This window comes from Cupriavidus sp. GW821-FHT02F09 (assembly GCF_059421605.1).
Map to the genome: position 1 here is coordinate 147,834 of NZ_JBWKVH010000008.1, position 17,685 is coordinate 165,518.

The 17,685-nt window shown below is 66.5% G+C and carries 12 protein-coding genes; 4 read left to right on the forward strand and 8 right to left on the reverse strand.

Annotation, left to right across the window (positions count from 1 at the left end):
* The first annotated feature begins 3 nt into the window (after positions 1-3).
* Positions 4-1,842, forward strand: coding sequence for a glycoside hydrolase family 15 protein (locus tag AC07XB_RS12245; protein WP_492830540.1), 1,839 nt, complete (start codon positions 4-6; stop codon positions 1,840-1,842).
* Between the two features lie 34 nt (positions 1,843-1,876).
* A complete protein-coding gene (locus AC07XB_RS12250; RefSeq protein ID WP_174425597.1) occupies positions 1,877-3,268 on the forward strand; it encodes an alpha,alpha-trehalose-phosphate synthase (UDP-forming) in 1,392 nt (463 codons plus the stop codon).
* 1,031 nt (positions 3,269-4,299) lie between these two features.
* Here AC07XB_RS12250 and AC07XB_RS12255 read toward each other — a convergent pair.
* The 8 genes from AC07XB_RS12255 to AC07XB_RS12290 all read right to left on the reverse strand — a co-directional run bounded on the left by AC07XB_RS12255 (position 4,300) and on the right by AC07XB_RS12290 (position 12,518).
* On the reverse strand, positions 4,300-4,926 hold the full coding sequence (locus AC07XB_RS12255) for a nucleotidyltransferase family protein (RefSeq protein WP_492830542.1): 627 nt from the start codon (positions 4,924-4,926) through the stop codon (positions 4,300-4,302).
* Positions 4,923-5,951: an XdhC family protein gene (locus tag AC07XB_RS12260; RefSeq protein ID WP_492376387.1), complete on the reverse strand. Its 1,029-nt coding sequence runs from the start codon at positions 5,949-5,951 to the stop codon at positions 4,923-4,925. Before AC07XB_RS12260 ends, AC07XB_RS12255 begins: the two co-directional genes overlap by 4 nt.
* On the reverse strand, positions 5,924-6,505 hold the full coding sequence (locus AC07XB_RS12265) for an SRPBCC family protein (protein ID WP_183032719.1): 582 nt from the start codon (positions 6,503-6,505) through the stop codon (positions 5,924-5,926). The genes AC07XB_RS12260 and AC07XB_RS12265 overlap by 28 nt, the downstream gene beginning before the upstream one ends.
* Entirely contained in the window at positions 6,496-7,791 is a 1,296-nt protein-coding gene (locus tag AC07XB_RS12270; protein ID WP_492830544.1) for a vWA domain-containing protein, read from the reverse strand. Before AC07XB_RS12270 ends, AC07XB_RS12265 begins: the two co-directional genes overlap by 10 nt.
* Positions 7,792-7,794: 3 nt before the next feature.
* A complete protein-coding gene (locus AC07XB_RS12275) occupies positions 7,795-8,691 on the reverse strand; it encodes an AAA family ATPase (RefSeq protein WP_150987835.1) in 897 nt (298 codons plus the stop codon).
* Positions 8,692-8,818: 127 nt separating this feature from the next.
* On the reverse strand, positions 8,819-9,619 hold the full coding sequence (locus AC07XB_RS12280) for an FAD binding domain-containing protein (protein ID WP_492376389.1): 801 nt from the start codon (positions 9,617-9,619) through the stop codon (positions 8,819-8,821).
* A 15-nt stretch (positions 9,620-9,634) separates the two neighbouring features.
* Positions 9,635-12,025, reverse strand: a complete 2,391-nt coding sequence (locus tag AC07XB_RS12285) for a xanthine dehydrogenase family protein molybdopterin-binding subunit (RefSeq protein ID WP_492376390.1) — start codon at positions 12,023-12,025, stop codon at positions 9,635-9,637.
* Between the two features lie 10 nt (positions 12,026-12,035).
* Positions 12,036-12,518, reverse strand: a complete 483-nt coding sequence (locus tag AC07XB_RS12290) for a (2Fe-2S)-binding protein (protein ID WP_416047565.1) — start codon at positions 12,516-12,518, stop codon at positions 12,036-12,038.
* A gap of 370 nt (positions 12,519-12,888) precedes the next feature.
* Between AC07XB_RS12290 and AC07XB_RS12295 the strand changes: the two genes are divergently transcribed.
* Both AC07XB_RS12295 and AC07XB_RS12300 read left to right on the forward strand, forming a co-directional pair.
* Positions 12,889-13,467 carry a YqaA family protein gene (locus AC07XB_RS12295; RefSeq protein WP_492830545.1) on the forward strand — a complete coding sequence of 193 codons (579 nt, stop codon included), beginning with the start codon at positions 12,889-12,891 and terminating at the stop codon, positions 13,465-13,467.
* 158 nt (positions 13,468-13,625) lie between these two features.
* Positions 13,626-17,600: a DUF3683 domain-containing protein gene (locus AC07XB_RS12300; protein ID WP_492376393.1), complete on the forward strand. Its 3,975-nt coding sequence runs from the start codon at positions 13,626-13,628 to the stop codon at positions 17,598-17,600.
* The last annotated feature ends 85 nt before the right edge of the window (positions 17,601-17,685 follow it).

The window sequence follows — 17,685 nt, forward strand, 5'->3', positions numbered from 1 at the left end:
GCTGTGAGCAACCCATCCACCGAGGATAATCCGGCGCGCGCCGGAGGTGCCGGCCGCTACGCCGACCCTTCGCTATCGCTGGGCATGATCGGCAACTGCGCGATCTCCGCGCTGGTCGACGGGCGCGGGCGCATTGTGTGGTGCTGCCTGCCGCGCTTTGACGGCGACCCGGTCTTCAATGCCTTGCTCGATCCGGGCGAGAACGCTGGCCACTTTGCCATCGAAATCGAGGACTTCCAGGAAGCGCACCAGTGGTACGAGCCCAATACGGCCGTGCTGAGGACCCGGCTGACCGACCGGCATGGCAACAGCCTTGAGATCACCGATTTCGCGCCGCGTTTTTTTCGCATCGGACGTTACTTCCGCCCCACCTCGCTGATCCGCCGCATCCGGCCGGTTCAGGGCGCGCCGCGTGTGCGCGTGACGGTGGCGCCGCGTTTTGACTGGGGGCGCATCAAGCCCGAGATCACGCGCGGCAGCAGCCACGTGCGCTATATCGGCGACGGCACCACGCTGCGCATGACCACCGACGCGCCGCTGACCTATGTGCTGTCGCACACGCCTTTCCTGCTCACGCGCGACCTCAACTTCATCCTTGGGCCGGACGAAACCCTGCAGGGCGGCGTGGAGGAAATCGCACGCGACTTCGAGCAGGAAACCACGGCTTACTGGAGGATGTGGAGCCGCCGTCTTGCGGTGCCGCGCGAGTGGCAGGACGCGGTGATCCGCGCCGCCATTACGCTCAAGCTGTCGCTGTATGAAGAGACGGGCGCCATCGTCGCGGCCATGACCACCAGCATTCCCGAGGCGCCCGGCAGCGGGCGCAACTGGGATTACCGCTTCTGCTGGCTGCGCGATGCTTTCTTCGTGATCCGTGCGCTCAACAGCTTGTCCGAGGTCGGCACCATGGAGGACTACCTGCGCTGGTTGTCCAACGTGGTGATGCAATCCAAGAATGGCCATATCCAGCCGCTGTACGGCATCGGGCTGGAACTCGAATTACCGGAGAGCATGCTCGATCATTTGTCCGGCTACCGTGGCATGGGTCCGGTGCGCGTGGGCAACCAGGCACAGGAGCACTTCCAGCATGATGTCTACGGCAACGTGGTGCTGGGCGCGGCGCAGGCTTTCCACGACCATCGCCTGCTGCACCGCGGCGGGGTGGCTGAGTACCATGTGCTGGAAACCGTGGGCGAGCAGGCGGTACGCGTGTTCGGCACGCCCGATGCGGGCATGTGGGAGCTGCGCACGCGCGCGCGGGTGCATACCTCGTCCGCGCTGATGAGCTGGGCCGCCTGCGACCGCCTCGCCAAGATCGGCGATGCGCTGCAATTGCCCGATCGCGCGGCTTACTGGCGCCAGCATGCCGACGGCATGAAGGTGCGCATCGTGCGCGAGTCCTGGAGCGAGGAACGCCAGGCGTTCGCCGAGAGCTTCGGCGGGCGCGAGCTCGATGCCAGCGTGCTGCTGATGGCCGAGGTCGGCTTTATCGAGCCCAGGGATGAACGTTTCATGTCCACGCTCAAGGCCATGGAAGCGTCGCTGTGCGACGGGCCTTATATGCGTCGCTACGAGGCGCCGGACGACTTCGGCAAGCCCGAGACCGCCTTCAACATCTGCACCTTCTGGCGTATCGATGCGCTCGCGCGCGTGGGGCGCCGGGAGCAAGCGCGCGAGATCTTCGAGGCCATGCTGGCGGCGCGCAATCCGCTTGGCCTGCTGTCCGAGGATACGCACCCCGTGACCGGCGAGATGTGGGGCAATTTTCCGCAGACCTACTCGATGGTGGGCCTGATCAACGGCGCCATGCGCCTGTCCGCGCCATGGGATTCCGTGATCTGAAGGCGCGCGCGGCAAGGCCAGCGCAAAGGAATGTATGGGCAGACTAGTAGCGGTATCCAACCGCGTGGCCGATCCGCGCAACCTTGCCGCGGGCGGCCTCGCCGTGGCACTGGGCGAAGCGCTCAAGGCTACCGGCGGCATGTGGTTCGGCTGGAGCGGCAAGATTGTGGAGGCCGCGCAGGGCGGCACGCCGGGCGAGGGCGAGCTGCATATCCAGCAAGCCGGCAATGTCACGCTGGCTACGGTCGACCTGTGCCGCGAGGACCACGACGCGTACTACCAGGGCTACAGCAATGGCGTGCTGTGGCCGGTGTTCCACTATCGCATCGACCTGGCGGATTTCGACTCCGGTTATCTCAACATCTACCGCCGCGTCAACCAGCTCTTTGCACGCAAGCTTGCCCCGCTGCTGCGCCCGGACGATGTGATCTGGATCCACGACTACCACCTGATCCCGCTTGCGTCGGAGCTGCGCGCCATGGGCTGCGGCCAGCGCATGGGTTTTTTCCTGCATATCCCGCTGCCCCCGCCGCTGATCCTTGCCGCCATCCCGCAGCACGAATGGCTGATGCGAGCCCTGTTCGCCTATGACCTGGTTGGCTTCCAGAGCCAGCTCGATCTCGAGCATTTCTCGCGCTACGTGCAAAGCGAAGCGCAGGCCGAGCCCATGGGCGAGTATCGCTTCCGGGCTTTCCACCGCACCGTGCGCGCGCAGGCGTTTCCGATCGGCATCGACGTCGACGAGTTCGCCGCGCTGGGCCAGTGCGAGGAATCGCGCGAGACGTACGAGATGATGCGCGGCCAGTATTCGAGCCGCCGTCTTCTGCTTGGGATCGACCGGCTCGATTACTCCAAGGGGCTGCCGCAGCGGCTCAAGGCGGTCAGGACGCTGATGGCGCAGTATCCGGAGAACCGCCGCAGCGCCACGCTGATCCAGATTGCCGCGCCGTCGCGCGAAACGGTGGACGCCTACGCGGATCTGCGGCGCGAGCTGGAAGGGCTGTCCGGGGCGATCAATGGCGAGTATGGCGAGCTGGACTGGATGCCGGTGCGCTATATCCACCGCACCACGGCACGGCGCCGTTTGCCGGGCCTTTGCCGCGCTTGCCGCGTGGCGCTGGTGACGCCGTTGCGCGATGGGATGAACCTGGTCGCGAAGGAGTTTGTTGCCGCGCAGGATCCGGACGATCCCGGGGTCCTGGTGCTATCGCGGTTTGCTGGTGCTGCCGAGCAATTGCGCGAGGCGTTGCTGGTGAATCCTTACGATATCAATGCTACCGCGCAGGCGATTCAGCAGGCCTTGCATATGCCGCTGGCTGAGCGGCAGTCCCGGCATCAGAAGCTGCTGGAGCGGATTCGGGCGCAGGATGTGCATTGGTGGAGGAGGGAGTATTTGAGGACTTTGGCGGAGACGGATGGGGGGTAAAGGGGGGGAGGGGGTAAGGGGGTAGGGGGGTATTGGGGTGTTTGCTGGCGGTGTTGGTTTTTGGACCCAAGGGCCGGACGACATCGCCCTTGCTTGCTTGGTTGCTGTTTCTTTGAGCGGCGTTGGTTATTGCACCCAAAAGCCATACGACATCCCCCTACGGGGGCTGCCGGTCACTCTTCTTTGCGTCGGCAAAGAAGACTAACGAGAAGAAAGCCGACCCTGCCGGGAGCAGAGCAATCAGGCTTATGTGGGGCGGTGGTTGCGTCGTACGGCCCGGAGTGTTGGCTAGCCGATCCTACCGACCCCAAGGGCATCGTTTCTGCATGGCCCATGTGTTACGTGGTGCGGCCCCTGACCTCGTGTGCGGTGCCCGTTCCCACATCTGCCGTTCGCGGTGCGAAGTGCTGCGCCGTTTCGGGTGTGGCCGGTTTCGTGGTTTTGTCTCGGAGGACGAGCGCCGTGGGTGCGAGCGCGGCCCTCGCGCACGGGACACGGTGCCCACCACGAAACCAGAGGGGGGTGAAGCAAGGCGCCGCTCGCGCCGGTACGGCAGGGCATCAAATGGCCGGGCGCCCGCCGCCAGAGACAAAACCACGAAACCACCGAGGCAGGCAGGATAGTGGTGCTACGCACCGCGAACGGCAGATGCTCGAACGCTCACCGAGCAAAGCGATCAGGGGCACCACCACGTGACCATTGGGTCATGTAAGTGCGATATCCTTTGAGTCGGTAGGATCCGCCAGCCAACACTCTGGGCCGTACGACGCAACCACCGAGGCAAAAACAGCCTGATTGCTCTGCTCCCGGCAGGGCGGCTTTCTTTTCGTTAGTTTTCTTTGCCGGTCAAAGAAAAGTGACCGGCAGCCCCCGCAGGGGGATGTCGTATGGCCCTTGGGTGCAAAAACCAACGCCGATGAAACAAACAGCGACCAACCCCGCAGGCAGATGTCGTACGGCCCTTGGGTGCAAAAACCAACACCGCCAGCAAACACCCCAATACCCCCCACCCCCCCAACCCCCTTACCCCCTTACCCCCTCCCCCCTAAATCCCCCAAAGTATCCACATCCCGAAACGCCCCCTCATCCTCAGTCAGAATCCTCATCACCGGCTGCGTCTTCAACAATTCCCGCGCGCCTTCATCCCCATCAAGCTTCAGCAGGGCATCCCGCCACGCGGACCCGAATCCAACCGGATGCCCACGCCGTCCGTCGCGCCACGGTGCGGCAATCGCGTCACGTGTCGTGATCGTCAACGCCACCGCGCGCACCAGCTCGGCCGGCAGCCACGGCATGTCGGCCAGCGCCACTACCCAGCCGCTGGCGTCGGGCGTGGCGGCCACCGCCGCGGCCAGCGCGGCGCCCATGCCGGCTTCGGCGGCTGCCGTCTCCAGGACCCGGCAGCCGGCAGCTTGCAATTCGGCGGCTAGCGCGGCGTTGCCCGGGCGGATCACGGCTAGCGTGCCGGGCAGCACGGAGACCAGCGTGCGGGCGCTGCGGGCGGCTACGGTGTGGCCGTCGGGCAGCGTGGCCAGGAGTTTGTTGCGCTGGCCGGCGGGGTCGAAGCGGCGGCCGTAGCCGGCTGCCAGCAAGATGCCGGTGGGGGGCTCGGCAGTGTGGATGGCGCCGTTGATGGGGCCCGTCAGCGGGCTGGTCACGGGGTGGGGCTGCAGGTGCTGCCTTCGTTGGCGGCCAGTTCGCGCGCGGCCTTGGCGCCTTCTACCTGGAGGATGTCGGGCAGCGAGACGTGGTTCTTGGCGGCGACGACTTCGGCCAGGATCGAGATGGCGATCTCGGGGGGCGTGCGGCTGCCGATGTAGATGCCGACCGGGCCGTGCAGCCGCGCGAGCTGCAGGTCGTTGAGGTCGAACTCCTTGAGCCGCTCGCGGCGCGCCTGGTTGTTGCGGCGCGAGCCGAGGGCGCCGACATAGAAGGCGCGCGTGCGCAAGGCTTCCATCAGGGCCAGGTCGTCGAGCTTGGGGTCGTGCGTGACGGCGATCACCGCGCAGCGCTCGTCGAGCTTCATGTCGGTCACGGTGTCGTCCGGCATGGTGCGCACCATGGTGACGCCGGGGATGTCCCAGGTCTCGGTGTATTCCTCGCGCGGATCGCACACGGTGACCTGGAAGCCCAGGCCAACAGCGATCTGGCTCAGGTACTTCGACAGCTGTCCCGCGCCAATCACCAGCATGCGGTAGCGCGGCCCGTGAATGGTGAGCAGGGTGGCGCCGTCGAAGGCAAGGCCGTCGGTGGCCTCGGCCGGGCCCAGGGTGGCGCGGCCAGTTGCCATGTCGAGCGTGCGGGCTACCAGCTTGCCGCCTTCCACGGCGGCCAGCAGTTCGTCCAGGTGGCTATCGGCGCCGAGCGGCTCGGTCACCAGTTCGATGGTGCCGCCGCAGGGCAGGCCGAAGCGGTGCGCTTCCTCGGCGCTGATGCCGTACTTGACGGCTTCGGGGTGCGCGCCGGCAATGCCTTCGCGCCGTACCCGGTCGATGATGTCATCTTCGATGCAGCCGCCCGAGACCGAGCCGACCACCAGGCCGTCGTCGCGCACGGCCAGCATGGCGCCTTCCGGCCGGGGCGAGGAGCCCCAGGTTCTGACTACCGTCACCAATAGCGTGCGATGGCCTTCGGCCTGCCACTTCACACTGCTTTTCAGGACTTCGAGATCCACGCTGTCCATGATCGTTTCCGCTTCGTTTCACCGTTTTGTTCATCGGGCGCGCTGCCTTCGCCGGCCGCCGCTCCGTCCTTGGCGACATTGTCATCCGTGCCTGGCTCGTCACCCTGCGCGCCGGACCCGCTCACCGCCGCCGTGAAGCGGTCGAAGAAGGTATCGGCCATCTTGCGCGCGGCGGCGTCGACCAGGCGCGAGCCGATCTGCGCGATCTTGCCGCCAACCTGGGCGTTGACCGTGTAAGTCAGCACCGTCGCGTCGCCTTCGGGGGCCAGCGTGACGGCCGCGGTGCCTTTGCCGAAACCGGCGACCCCGCCTTGTCCGTCGAACTGGATGGTGTAGCTGTCGGGCGCCTGGATGTCCTGCAGGGCCATGCGCCCCTTGAAGCGCGCCTTGACCGGGCCCACCGCGGCGGTCAGCGCCACCAGGTAGGCGTTGTCGCCGTCAGGCTCGATGCTCTCACATCCTGGGATGCATTGCTTGAGCAGCGCCGTGTCGTTCAGGGCTTCCCAGGCGGTTTGCTGCGCTACCGGCAGTTGCCGCGTCTGTGTCATTTCCATGGTTGGGGCGTCTCCTTGGTGTCCTTCATGTTTTTAATGTCTGCGGGCCTTGGCGCCGCGGGAAACGCGGGCATGGCCAGGGTGTCGCGCGCGGCCAGCAGGGATTCGAGCGCGAACAGGCTGTCCAGGTTGTGCGCCGAGCGCAGGGCGTCCACATGCGGCAGGATGGCTTGCACGCCACGTGCCTGCGGCACGAAGCCGGCATAGCGCAGCAGCGGGTTGAGCCAGACGATGCGATGGGCGAAGCGGCGCAAGCGTGCCATTTCGGCGTCTAGCAGGTCGATGTCTTCATGGTCGAGCCCGTCGGTGACCAGCAGCACCGTGGCGCGTCCGGACAGCGTGCGGCGCGCCCACTGGCGGTTGAAGGTGGCCAGCGCGGCACCGATGCGGGTGCCGCCGGCCCAGTCTCGCACCTGGCCCGTGATGGCGCCAACCGCTTCGTCCGGGTCGCGCTCGCGCAGCCAGCGGGTGATGTTGGTCAGCCGGGTGCCGAACAGGAACACAGACAGCCGCTCGCGCGATTGCATCAGCGCATGGCAGAAGTACAGCACCGCGCGCGAGTACTGGCTCATCGAGCCGGAGATGTCGAGCAGCAGCACCAGCGGCGGGCGGCGCTCGGCGCGGCGGCGGTATTTCCAGCGCAGCCATTCGCCTTGCTGGCGTACCGCCAGCCGCGCGCTGGCGCGCAGGTCGGCGTACGGCCCGCTGGTGGCGGCGCGCAGGCGGCGCGTGCGCTCGGTGGCCAGGCGCGCGTGGCGCGCGCGGATCATGTGCTGCAGCGCGCGCCATTCTTCCGCGCCCAGGGTTTCAAAGTCGCGCTGCGCCAGGCGCTCCTGCGCGGAGAAGGTGAGCGGCGCGGTAAAGCGTTCGACATGGTCCTCGCCACGTCGGCCGGACTCGGGCGGGCGCTGGGCGGCGAGCGCGTCGGCCAGCCGGTTGTTGCGCGGCGGCGGCGGTGCGCCGGCATCCACGCGCGGCAGCAGCAGGGCGCGCAGCTTGCCCTCCCAGTCCGGGTCGCGCCAGAACAGGTCGAAGGCGGCGTCGAACAACAGGCGCTGATCGGGCCCGCTCACCATCAGGGCCGCCATGGCTGCGCGCACCTCATCGCGCCTGCCGATGTCCACGTATTGCAGCGCTAGCAGCGTATCCACAGCCTGTGCGGGCGACAGCGCAAAGCCGGCATCGCGCAGCAGCCGCACGAAATGCGTGACGTTGCGCGCCAGCATGGGCAGCGTGCCGGCGGGTGGCACGGTGGCCAGCGGAGCGTCCGGATGGAGCCGGGGCATGGTTCAGGCTCCCGGCGCCCGGCTGGCGAGCAACTCGGCCACGGTGGGGCCATCGACCCGGGCCAGGTCGTCCTGGTACTTGAGCAGCACGCCCAGCGTGTCACGCACCGATTGCGGATCGAGCTCACAGACGCCCAGCGCGGCCAGCGCGCGGCACCAGTCGATGGCCTCGGCGATGCCGGGCGACTTGAACAGGTCGATGCCGCGCAGCCGGTGGATGAAGTCGATGGCCTGGTGCTGCAGCGCGGCGGCGGCCTCGGGGGCGCGCGCGGCCACGATCTGCAGTTCGCGCTCGCGCTGGGGATAGCCCATCCATTGGTACAGGCAGCGGCGCTTGAGTGCGTCATGCACCTCGCGGGTCCGGTTGGAGGTGACGATGATGAGCGGCGGCTGCTCGGCCCGGATCACGCCGATTTCGGGGATCGACACCTGGAACTCGGACAGCACCTCCAGCAGGAAGGCTTCGAAGGGCTCGTCGGCGCGGTCGATCTCGTCGATCAGCAGCACGCGCGGGATGCCGGGCGCGGCCGGGTCGGGCAGCAGGGATTCCAGCAAGGGGCGCTTGAGCAGGAAATCGTCGTGATACAGCGATTGCGTGTCGGGCCGCTCGCCGCGCGCTTCCGCCAGGCGCAGCGCCATGATCTGGCGCGGGTAATCCCATTCGTACAGCGCGCTGGAGGCGTCGAGCCCCTCGTAGCATTGCAGGCGCAGCAAGCGCGTGCCGAGCGCGTCGGCCATGGCCCGCGCCAGCGCGGTCTTGCCCACGCCGGGCTCGCCTTCGAGGAAGAGCGGGCGCTGCATGCGCAGTGCCAGGTACAGCACGGTGGCGGTTTCGCGATCGGCGAAGTACTGCTGTGCCTCCAGCAGGGCAGCGGTTTGATCGATGGACTGGGGAAGCATGGGTGCTAGCCGGTTGGCTCCCCTCTCCCACCACGTGGGAGAGGGGCTGGGGGAGAGGGCGGGCGTGCGCTCGAAGTGAACACGCCCGGCTTGGCGAGTGCCGGCGCTTTCGCTCCGGCTTTCTCCCTTATCCCTTCAACGCCTGCTCCACCGCGCGCGCCGCCAGCACCGGGATCAGGTGCGCACGGTACTCGGCGGAAGCATGCAAGTCGGTGTTCAGCTTGCTTGCATCCACCACCACCGCGCGTGCTGCCGCCGGCGTGAAGCTGGCTGCCAGCGCCTGCTCCAGCGGTGCGCTGCGGAACACGCTGTCGGCCGCGCCGGTGACCGCGACCCGCACGACCTTGCCGAACTGCGCCACCATCACGCCCACCAGCGCGAAGCGCGATGCCGGGTTGCGAAACTTGATGTAGGCGGCCTTGTCCGGCGTGGGGAAGCGCACGGCGGTGATCAGCTCATCGGGTTCCAGCGCGGTTTCGTAGAGGCTCTTGAAGAAGCTATCTGCGGCGATATTGCGGCGGTCGGTGACCACCGTGGCGTTGAGCGCGAGCACGGCCGCTGGGTAGCAGGCGGCCGGATCGTCGTTGGCGAGCGAGCCGCCCAGCGTGCCCATCGCGCGTACCTGGCGATCGCCGATGCCGTCGGCCAGCGCGGCCAGCGCGGGAATGCGCTTGCGCACGTCGGCGTTGGCCGCCACGTCGGCATGGCGTGCCGCCGCGCCGATCACTAGCTCATCGTTCTCGACACGGATATCCGCCATGCCGGGAATGCGGGCTACGTCGATCAGCGCGGATGGCGCGGCCAGGCGTAGCTTCATCGCGGCCAGCAGGCTCTGGCCGCCGCCGAGGTACTTGGCGTCGGGGTCCGCCTTGAGTTTGTCCACGGCCGCCTTGGTATCGGCGGCGCGTTCGAAATTGAATGCGTACATGATGTGCCTCCGATCTCAGTTAGGGGCCTGCGCGTGGCGGATGGCCTGCCACACGCGATGCGGCGTGGCGGGCATCTGGATGTCGTGCACGCCAAGCGGCGAGAGCGCATCCACCAGCGCATTGATGAAGGCCGGCGGCGAGCCGATCGCGCCGGCTTCGCCGCAGCCCTTCACCCCAAGCGGGTTGTGCGTGCAGGGCGTGCCCTTGGCGGTCTCCACCGTGAAGTCCGGCAGGTCGCTGGCGCGCGCCATGGCGTAGTCCATGTAGGAGCCGGTCAGCAACTGCCCACTGTCGTCGTCGTACACGCACTGCTCCAGCATGGCTTGGCCGAGGCCCTGGCCGATGCCGCCGTGTACCTGGCCTTCGACGATCATCGGGTTGATGATGTTGCCGAAATCGTCCACCGCGGTGAACTTGATCACCTTGCTCTCGCCGGTGTCCGGATCGACTTCCACCTCGCAGATGTAGGCGCCCGACGGATAGGTGAAGTTGGTCGGGTCGTAGAAGGCGTTCTCGTTCAGGCCCGGCTCCAGCTTGTCGAGCGGGTAGTTGTGCGGCACGTAGGCGGTGAGCGCCACCTCGCCGAAGGTCTTGCTGCGGTCTGTGCCGGCCACGCTGAACGTGCCGTTCTTGAACTCGATGTCGGCGTCCGAGGCCTCCAGCAAGTGGGCCGCGATCTTCTTGGCCTTGGCTTCGATCTTGTCGAGCGCCTTCATGATGGCCGAGCCGCCTACCGACAGCGAGCGCGAGCCATAGGTGCCCATGCCGAACGGCACGCGGCCGGTGTCGCCGTGCACCACTTCCACGGCATCCAGTGCAATGCCGAGCCGGTCCGCCACGATCTGCGCGAAGGTGGTTTCATGCCCCTGGCCATGGCTGTGCGAGCCGGTGAAGACGGTCACGGTGCCGGTCGGGTGGACACGGATCTCGCCGACTTCGAACAGTCCCGCGCGCGCGCCCAGCGCGCCGGCGATATTCGACGGCGCCAGCCCGCATGCCTCGATGTAGCAGGAGTAGCCCAGGCCGCGCAGCTTGCCGCGCTGCTTCGCTTCTTCACGACGCGCGGGAAAGCCTTTGACGTCAGCGAGTTCCTGCGCGCGTGCCAGGCACGGTTCGTAGTCGCCGGTGTCGTAAGTCAGGCCGACCGGGGTGGCGTAGGGGAAGTCGTGGATGAAGTTCTTGCGGCGGATTTCCGCCGGGTCCATCTTCATTTCGCGCGCCGCGGCTTCCACCAGCCGTTCCACCACATAGGTGGCTTCCGGGCGGCCCGCGCCGCGGTAAGCATCCACCGGCGCGGTGTTGGTGAACACGGCGCGCACTTCGGCATAGATCGCCGGCGTGGTGTACTGCCCGGCGAGCAGCGTGGCGTACAGGATGGTCGGCACGCTGGACGCGAAGGTCGACAGGTAGGCGCCCATATTGGCGGTGGTGTGCACCCGCATGGCCAGGAACTTGCCGTCGGCGTCCATCGCCAGCTCGGCCTTGGTGACGTGGTCGCGGCCGTGCGCATCGGTCAGGAAGGACTCCGAGCGTTCGGCGGTCCACTTGATCGGGCGCTTGATCTTCTTCGAGGCCCAGGTCAGCGCTACGTCTTCCGCGTACAGGAAGATCTTGGAGCCGAAGCCGCCGCCCACATCCGGCGCGATGATGCGCAGGCGCGACTCCGGCAGGCCAAGCACGAAGGCGCCCATCAGCAGACGCTCCACGTGGGGGTTCTGGTTCGATACATAGACCGTGTAGCTGTCGTCCTGCCGGGTGTAGCTGGCATTGACGGCGCGCGGCTCGATGGCATTGGGGATCAGCCGGTTGTTGATGATCTCCAATGTGGTCACGTGGGCGGCCTTGGCAAAGGCGGCGTCGGTGGCGGCGCGGTCGCCGTGGCCCCAGACATAGCTGGTGTTCTCGGGCACGTCGTCATGCACCAGCGAGGTGGCCGAGGCAGCGTGGGCGGTGTTCACCACGGCGGGCAGCTCATCGTATTGCACGTCGATCTTCTCGGCGGCGTCCTTGGCTTGCTGCAGCGTTTCGGCGATCACCAGCGCGACCTGGTCGCCCACGTGGCGGGCCTTGCCCTGCGCCAGCACGGGGTGCGGCGGCTCCTTCATCGGGCTGCCGTCGATGCTGTGGATCAGCCAGCCGCAGGGCAGGCCGCCGACCTTGTCGGCCGCCACGTCGTCGCCGGTGAAGATGGCGACCACGCCGGGCGAGGCGAGTGCTTCGGTCTTGTCGATGGAGACGATGCGGGCGTGCGCGTGCGGCGAGCGCAGGAAGTAGCCGTAGCTTTGCTGCGGCAGCACGATGTCGTCGGTGTATTGGCCGTTGCCGGTGAGAAAGCGGTAGTCTTCCTTGCGCTTGACCGAGGCGCCGATCAGGTGTTGGTTGTGCTGGTTGTCAGGTGCGTTCATGGCGGTCCCCTTATTCAGCGCTGACGCCATGCATCGCGGACTGGCCTTCCTGCACCGCGCGCACGATGTTGTGGTAGCCGGTACAGCGGCACAGGTTGCCGTCGAGCTGCTCGCGGATGGCGGCGGCGTCGGCATTGGGCTGCTGCGTGACCAGGGCGATGGCGCTCATCACCATGCCGGGCGTGCAGAAGCCGCACTGCAGGCCGTGGCAGTTGCGGAAGGCTTCCTGCATGGGGTGGAGCTGGCCCTCCGGGGCGAGCCCTTCGATGGTGGTAATGCTGGCGCCATCCGCCTGCAGCGCCAGCATGTTGCACGACTTGACCGCGCGGCCGTCCATGTGCACGGTGCAGGCGCCGCACTGGGCGGTGTCGCAGCCGACATGGGTGCCGGTCAGGCGGAGTTGTTCGCGCAGGAACTGGACGAGAAGGGTGTGGGGTTCTACCTGCGCGTCGACGGCGCGGCCGTTGACGGTCAGGCGGATAGGAATCGCCATGCTTGTCTCCATGTGGGTGGACACGTGCACGACCAATCCCTGAATCCCGAAAAAACTGCGCGGGACTGGCCACGACGCGTTACTGCCGTTTGTTGGGTACGGCTATTTCGTGATGTTGGTACTGCGGTGCTGCCCGTCAATGCCTGACAATGGCCTGGCAATGCCGTGCCACGAACGTTTGGCCACGACATGCTCTAACAGTTAATCACAAATCTCCGGCGCATGCCATGCGGGTTGCCCCTTCGCCACCTGGCGCTGCCAGAGGGTGCGGACGGCGTCGGGCGCGGGCGTGCAGGATGGCGCTGCTAGAATGGCCCGCCGTCCGGCCGCCACACCGCATTCACCTCGCTCCGGCACCAGATCTCTCAATATGGAAGGCTTTATCGACTGGCTGTTCGAAACCGTTGCCCTGCCCAAGGTGGGCTTGCCGGCTATCTTCGTGGTCAGCCTGGTGTCGGCCACCTTGCTGCCCCTGGGCTCGGAGCCGGCGGTCTTCGCGTATATCAAGCTCAATCCGCATCTGTTCTGGCCGGCCATCGTCATCGCCACGCTCGGCAATACCGCGGGCGGCGCCATCGACTGGTGGCTTGGCTACGCGGCCAAGCTGGCCGTGGTGCGCTTGCGCAAGCGGCGCCAGCAGCGCGTGCACGAGGAGGAGCACGCCGAACACCGCCGCCATCCCCGCCAGCCGCGCAAGCCGTCGCTGGATGCGCGCTACTTCCGGTGGATGCGCCGGCTGGGGCCGCCGACCCTGCTGGTATCGTGGCTCCCCGGAATTGGTGATCCTTTGTGCACTTTATCCGGCTGGCTCCGGTTGTCATTCTGGCCGAGCCTGGTTTACATGGCGATTGGCAAGTTTCTGCGCTACCTTGCCATGACGATTGCCCTGCTCTGGATCCCGGATAGTTTCTGGCACGGCATCGCAGCCAGCCTCAAAAGCCTGTTCTAGCTAGCGCCTCTCACGGCACGGCAAGGGTAAGGCAACCCTTGCCCAAGCAAGGTTCTGCCATGTTGCGGTGCGGCGAAAGCAGGCCTTGAAGTACAATTGCCCTTTAAAGACGATCCGGCGCACCGTCCCCGTGCGCTACAGGAAGCGGTCCCCTCCCCATGAACGCCCCACTCGTGCTCGATGCCAAACTCGCCGCGCAGGATGCGCCTGCGCGCCTGCGAGAGATCCCTTATAACTACACGTCATTCTCGGATCGCGAGATTGTCATCCGGCTGCTAGGCGAAGAAGCCTGGCGTATCCTGGCCGAGCTGCGCGGCGAACGCCGCACCGGCCGCTCCGCCCGCATGCTGTACGAAGTGCTGGGCGATATCTGGGTGGTGCGCCGCAATCCCTACCTGCAGGATGACCTGCTGGAGAACCCCAAGCGTCGCCAGATGCTGGTTACGGCACTGCACCACCGGCTCTCCGAGGTGGAAAAACGCCGTGCCGCCGACCGTGCCGAGCACGCCGAGCCGGCCGCCGAGGACCGCTCCCACCGGGTCGAGCAGCTGGTCAGCTTTGCCAAGCAGGCCATCGAGGACTTCAAGCAGGAGTTCGCCAACGCCTATGACCTGCGCAAGCGCACCCAGCGCGTGCTGGGCCGCATCACGCAGAAGGACAACATCAAGTTCGACGGCCTGTCCCGCGTCTCGCATGTGACCGACGCGACCGACTGGCGCGTGGAATATCCCTTCGTGGTCCTCACCCCGGACACCGAGGAAGAGATCGCCGGCATGGTCAAGGGCTGCTTCGAGCTGGGCCTGACCATCATCCCGCGCGGAGGCGGCACCGGCTATACCGGCGGCGCCGTGCCGCTGACGCCGATGAGCGCGGTCATCAACACCGAGAAGCTGGAACAACTCGGGCCGGTCGAGCAGACCGACCTGCCGGGCGTGTCGCACAAGGTCGGCACCATTTTCTCCGGCGCTGGCGTGGTGACGCGCCGAGTGGCGGATGCGGCGGACAAGGCCGGGCTGGTGTTCGCGGTCGACCCGACCTCGATCGATGCCTCCTGCATCGGTGGCAACGTGGCCATGAACGCCGGCGGCAAGAAGGCCGTGCTGTGGGGCACCGCGCTGGATAACCTGGCCTGGTGGCGCATGGTGGATCCGGAAGGCAACTGGCTGGAAGTCACGCGCCTGGACCACAACCTGGGCAAGATCCATGACGTGGCGGTCGCCACCTTCGAGCTCAAGTGGTCGGACGGCAACCGCGCGCCCGGCGAAAAGCCGCTGCGTACGGAAACCCTGGCCATCGAAGGGCGCAAGTTCCGCAAGGAAGGCCTGGGCAAGGACGTCACCGACAAGTTCCTGGCGGGTCTGCCCGGCATCCAGAAGGAAGGCTGCGACGGCATCATCACCAGCGCGCGCTGGATCCTGCACCGCATGCCGGCGCATGTGCGCACCGTCTGCCTGGAGTTTTTCGGCCAGGCGCGCGACGCCATTCCGAGCATCGTGGAAATCAAGGATTACCTCGACGCCGAATCGCGCACCCCTGGCGGCGCCATCCTGGCCGGCCTGGAGCACCTGGACGAGCGCTACCTGCGTGCGGTGGGATACGCCACCAAGAGCAAGCGCAACGCCTTCCCGAAGATGGTGCTGATCGGCGACATCGTCGGCGACGACCAGGACGCGGTCGCCCGCGCCACCTCGGAAGTCATCCGCATGGCCAACGGCAAGAGCGGCGAAGGCTTCGTCGCGGTCAGCCCGGAAGCCCGCAAGAAGTTCTGGCTGGACCGCTCGCGCACCGCCGCCATCGCCAAGCACACCAACGCCTTCAAGATCAATGAAGACGTGGTGATCCCGCTGCCGCGCATGGGCGAGTATACCGACGGCATCGAGCGCATCAATATCGAGCTGTCGATCAAGAACAAGCTCCAGCTGACCGATGCGCTGGAAGCCTTCTTCGCGCGCGGCAACCTGCCGCTGGGCCGCAGCGACGACGCTAACGAGATCCCCAGCGCCGAGCTGCTGGAAGACCGCGTGCAGCACGCGCTGCAGCTGCTGCGCGAGATCCGCTCGCGCTGGACCTACCTGCAGGACCACCTGGATACGCCGCTGGCCACCGCGCGCGCGTCGCTGATCGGCCACGGCCTGGGCCTGCTCGGCCAGGCTTTCGAGGCGCGCCTCGAGCAGCAGCCGGATGCCACCGTGTTCCACCTGCTGCAGGACCGCACCATCCGCGTGTCCTGGAAGAGCGAAGTGCGCGCCGAGCTGCGCAATATCTTCAACGGCGGCGAGTTCAAGCCCATCCTCGACGAAGCGCAGAAGATCCACAAGCAGGTGCTGCGCGGCCGCGTCTTCGTGGCGCTGCACATGCACGCCGGCGACGGCAACGTGCACACCAATATTCCGGTCAACTCCGACGACTACGACATGCTGCAGGACGCCCACCGCGCGGTGGCCCGCATCATGGCGCTGGCGCGCTCGCTGGACGGCGTGATTTCCGGCGAGCACGGCATCGGCATCACCAAGCTGGAGTTCCTGACCGAGGACGAGATCGGCGAATTCCGCGAGTACAAGCAGCGCGTGGATCCGCAGGGCCGCTTCAACAAGGGCAAGCTGTTGCCCGGCGCTGACCTGCGCAATGCCTATACGCCGTCGTTCGGGCTGATGGGGCATGAGTCCATCATCATGCAGCAGAGCGATATCGGTGCCATTGCCGACAGCGTCAAGGACTGCCTGCGCTGCGGCAAGTGCAAGCCGGTGTGCGCCACCCACGTGCCGCGCGCCAACCTGCTGTACAGCCCGCGCAACAAGATCCTGGCGACCTCGCTGCTGGTGGAGGCCTTCCTGTACGAGGAGCAGACCCGCCGCGGCATCTCGATCAAGCACTGGGACGAGTTCTCCGACGTGGCCGACCATTGCACGGTCTGCCACAAGTGCGTGACGCCGTGCCCGGTCAAGATCGACTTCGGCGACGTGTCGATGAACATGCGCAACCTGCTGCGCAAGATGGGGCAGAAGAAGTTCAATCCCGGCACTGCCGCGTCGATGTTCTTCCTCAACGCCACCAACCCGCAGACCATCAACATGACCCGCAAGGTCATGATCGACTGGGGCTACAAGGCGCAGCGCCTGGGCAACGACGTACTCAAGAAGTTCGCCAGGAAGCAGACCGCGCATCCGCCCGCCACGGTGGGCCGCGCGCCGGTGCAAGAGCAGGTGATCCACTTCATCAACAAGAAGATGCCGGGCAACCTGCCCAAGAAGACCGCGCGCGCGCTGCTAGACATCGAAGACAACGAGATCGTGCCGATCATCCGCGACCCGAAGCGGACTTCGCCCGAGACCGAGGCGGTGTTCTACTTCCCGGGCTGCGGCTCGGAGCGGCTGTTCTCGCAGGTGGGCCTCGCCACGCAAGCCATGCTGTGGCATGTGGGCGTGCAGACCGTGCTGCCGCCGGGCTACCTGTGCTGCGGCTATCCGCAACGCGGCAACGGCCAGTTCGACAAGGCCGAGAAGATGGTTACCGACAACCGGGTGTTGTTCCACCGGGTCGCCAACACGCTCAACTACCTCGATATCAAGACCGTGGTGGTGAGCTGCGGGACCTGCTACGACCAGCTTGCCGGGTATGAATTCGACAAGATCTTCCCGGGCTGCCGCATCATCGACATCCACGAATACCTGCTGGAGAAGGGCGTCAAGCTGGAGGGCGTGACCGGTACGCGCTATATGTACCACGACCCCTGCCACACCCCGATCAAGACCATGGACCCGACCAAGCTCGTCAACGAGCTGATGGGCGGCAATGAAGGCGGCGGCAAGATCGAGAAGAACGAGCGTTGCTGCGGCGAGTCCGGCACGCTCGCGGTGTCGCGCCCCGACGTTTCCACCCAGATCCGCTTCCGTAAGGAAGAGGAAATGACCAAGGGCGCGGACAAGCTGCGCACCGACGGCTTTGTGGGCGACGTCAAGATCCTGACCAGCTGCCCGTCCTGCCTGCAGGGTTTGTCGCGCTACAAGGAAGACGCCACGGTCACGGCGGACTACATCGTGGTGGAGATGGCCAAGCACCTGCTGGGCGAGAACTGGATGCCGGACTACGTGGCCAAGGCCAACTCGGGCGGCATCGAGCGGGTGCTGGTGTGATGGGGGAGGCGGGGGCGGTGCCACTGGTTTTCTCCCTTCTCCCGCTTGCGGGAGAGAGGGGAGCCAACCCTGGGTATTTGACTGA

Bases quoted from the DNA above. Each gene is read 5' to 3' on its own strand.
- AC07XB_RS12250 (WP_174425597.1), top strand. From the start codon at position 1,877: ATGGGCAGACTAGTAGCGGTATCCAACCGCGTGGCCGATCCGCGCAAC.
- AC07XB_RS12290 (WP_416047565.1), bottom strand. From the start codon at position 12,518: ATGGCGATTCCTATCCGCCTGACCGTCAACGGCCGCGCCGTCGACGCG.
- AC07XB_RS12295 (WP_492830545.1), top strand. From the start codon at position 12,889: ATGGAAGGCTTTATCGACTGGCTGTTCGAAACCGTTGCCCTGCCCAAG.
- AC07XB_RS12300 (WP_492376393.1), top strand. From the start codon at position 13,626: ATGAACGCCCCACTCGTGCTCGATGCCAAACTCGCCGCGCAGGATGCG.
- AC07XB_RS12260 (WP_492376387.1), bottom strand. From the start codon at position 5,951: ATGGACAGCGTGGATCTCGAAGTCCTGAAAAGCAGTGTGAAGTGGCAG.
- AC07XB_RS12265 (WP_183032719.1), bottom strand. From the start codon at position 6,505: ATGGAAATGACACAGACGCGGCAACTGCCGGTAGCGCAGCAAACCGCC.
- AC07XB_RS12285 (WP_492376390.1), bottom strand. From the start codon at position 12,025: ATGAACGCACCTGACAACCAGCACAACCAACACCTGATCGGCGCCTCG.
- AC07XB_RS12275 (WP_150987835.1), bottom strand. From the start codon at position 8,691: ATGCTTCCCCAGTCCATCGATCAAACCGCTGCCCTGCTGGAGGCACAG.
- AC07XB_RS12270 (WP_492830544.1), bottom strand. From the start codon at position 7,791: ATGCCCCGGCTCCATCCGGACGCTCCGCTGGCCACCGTGCCACCCGCC.
- AC07XB_RS12280 (WP_492376389.1), bottom strand. From the start codon at position 9,619: ATGTACGCATTCAATTTCGAACGCGCCGCCGATACCAAGGCGGCCGTG.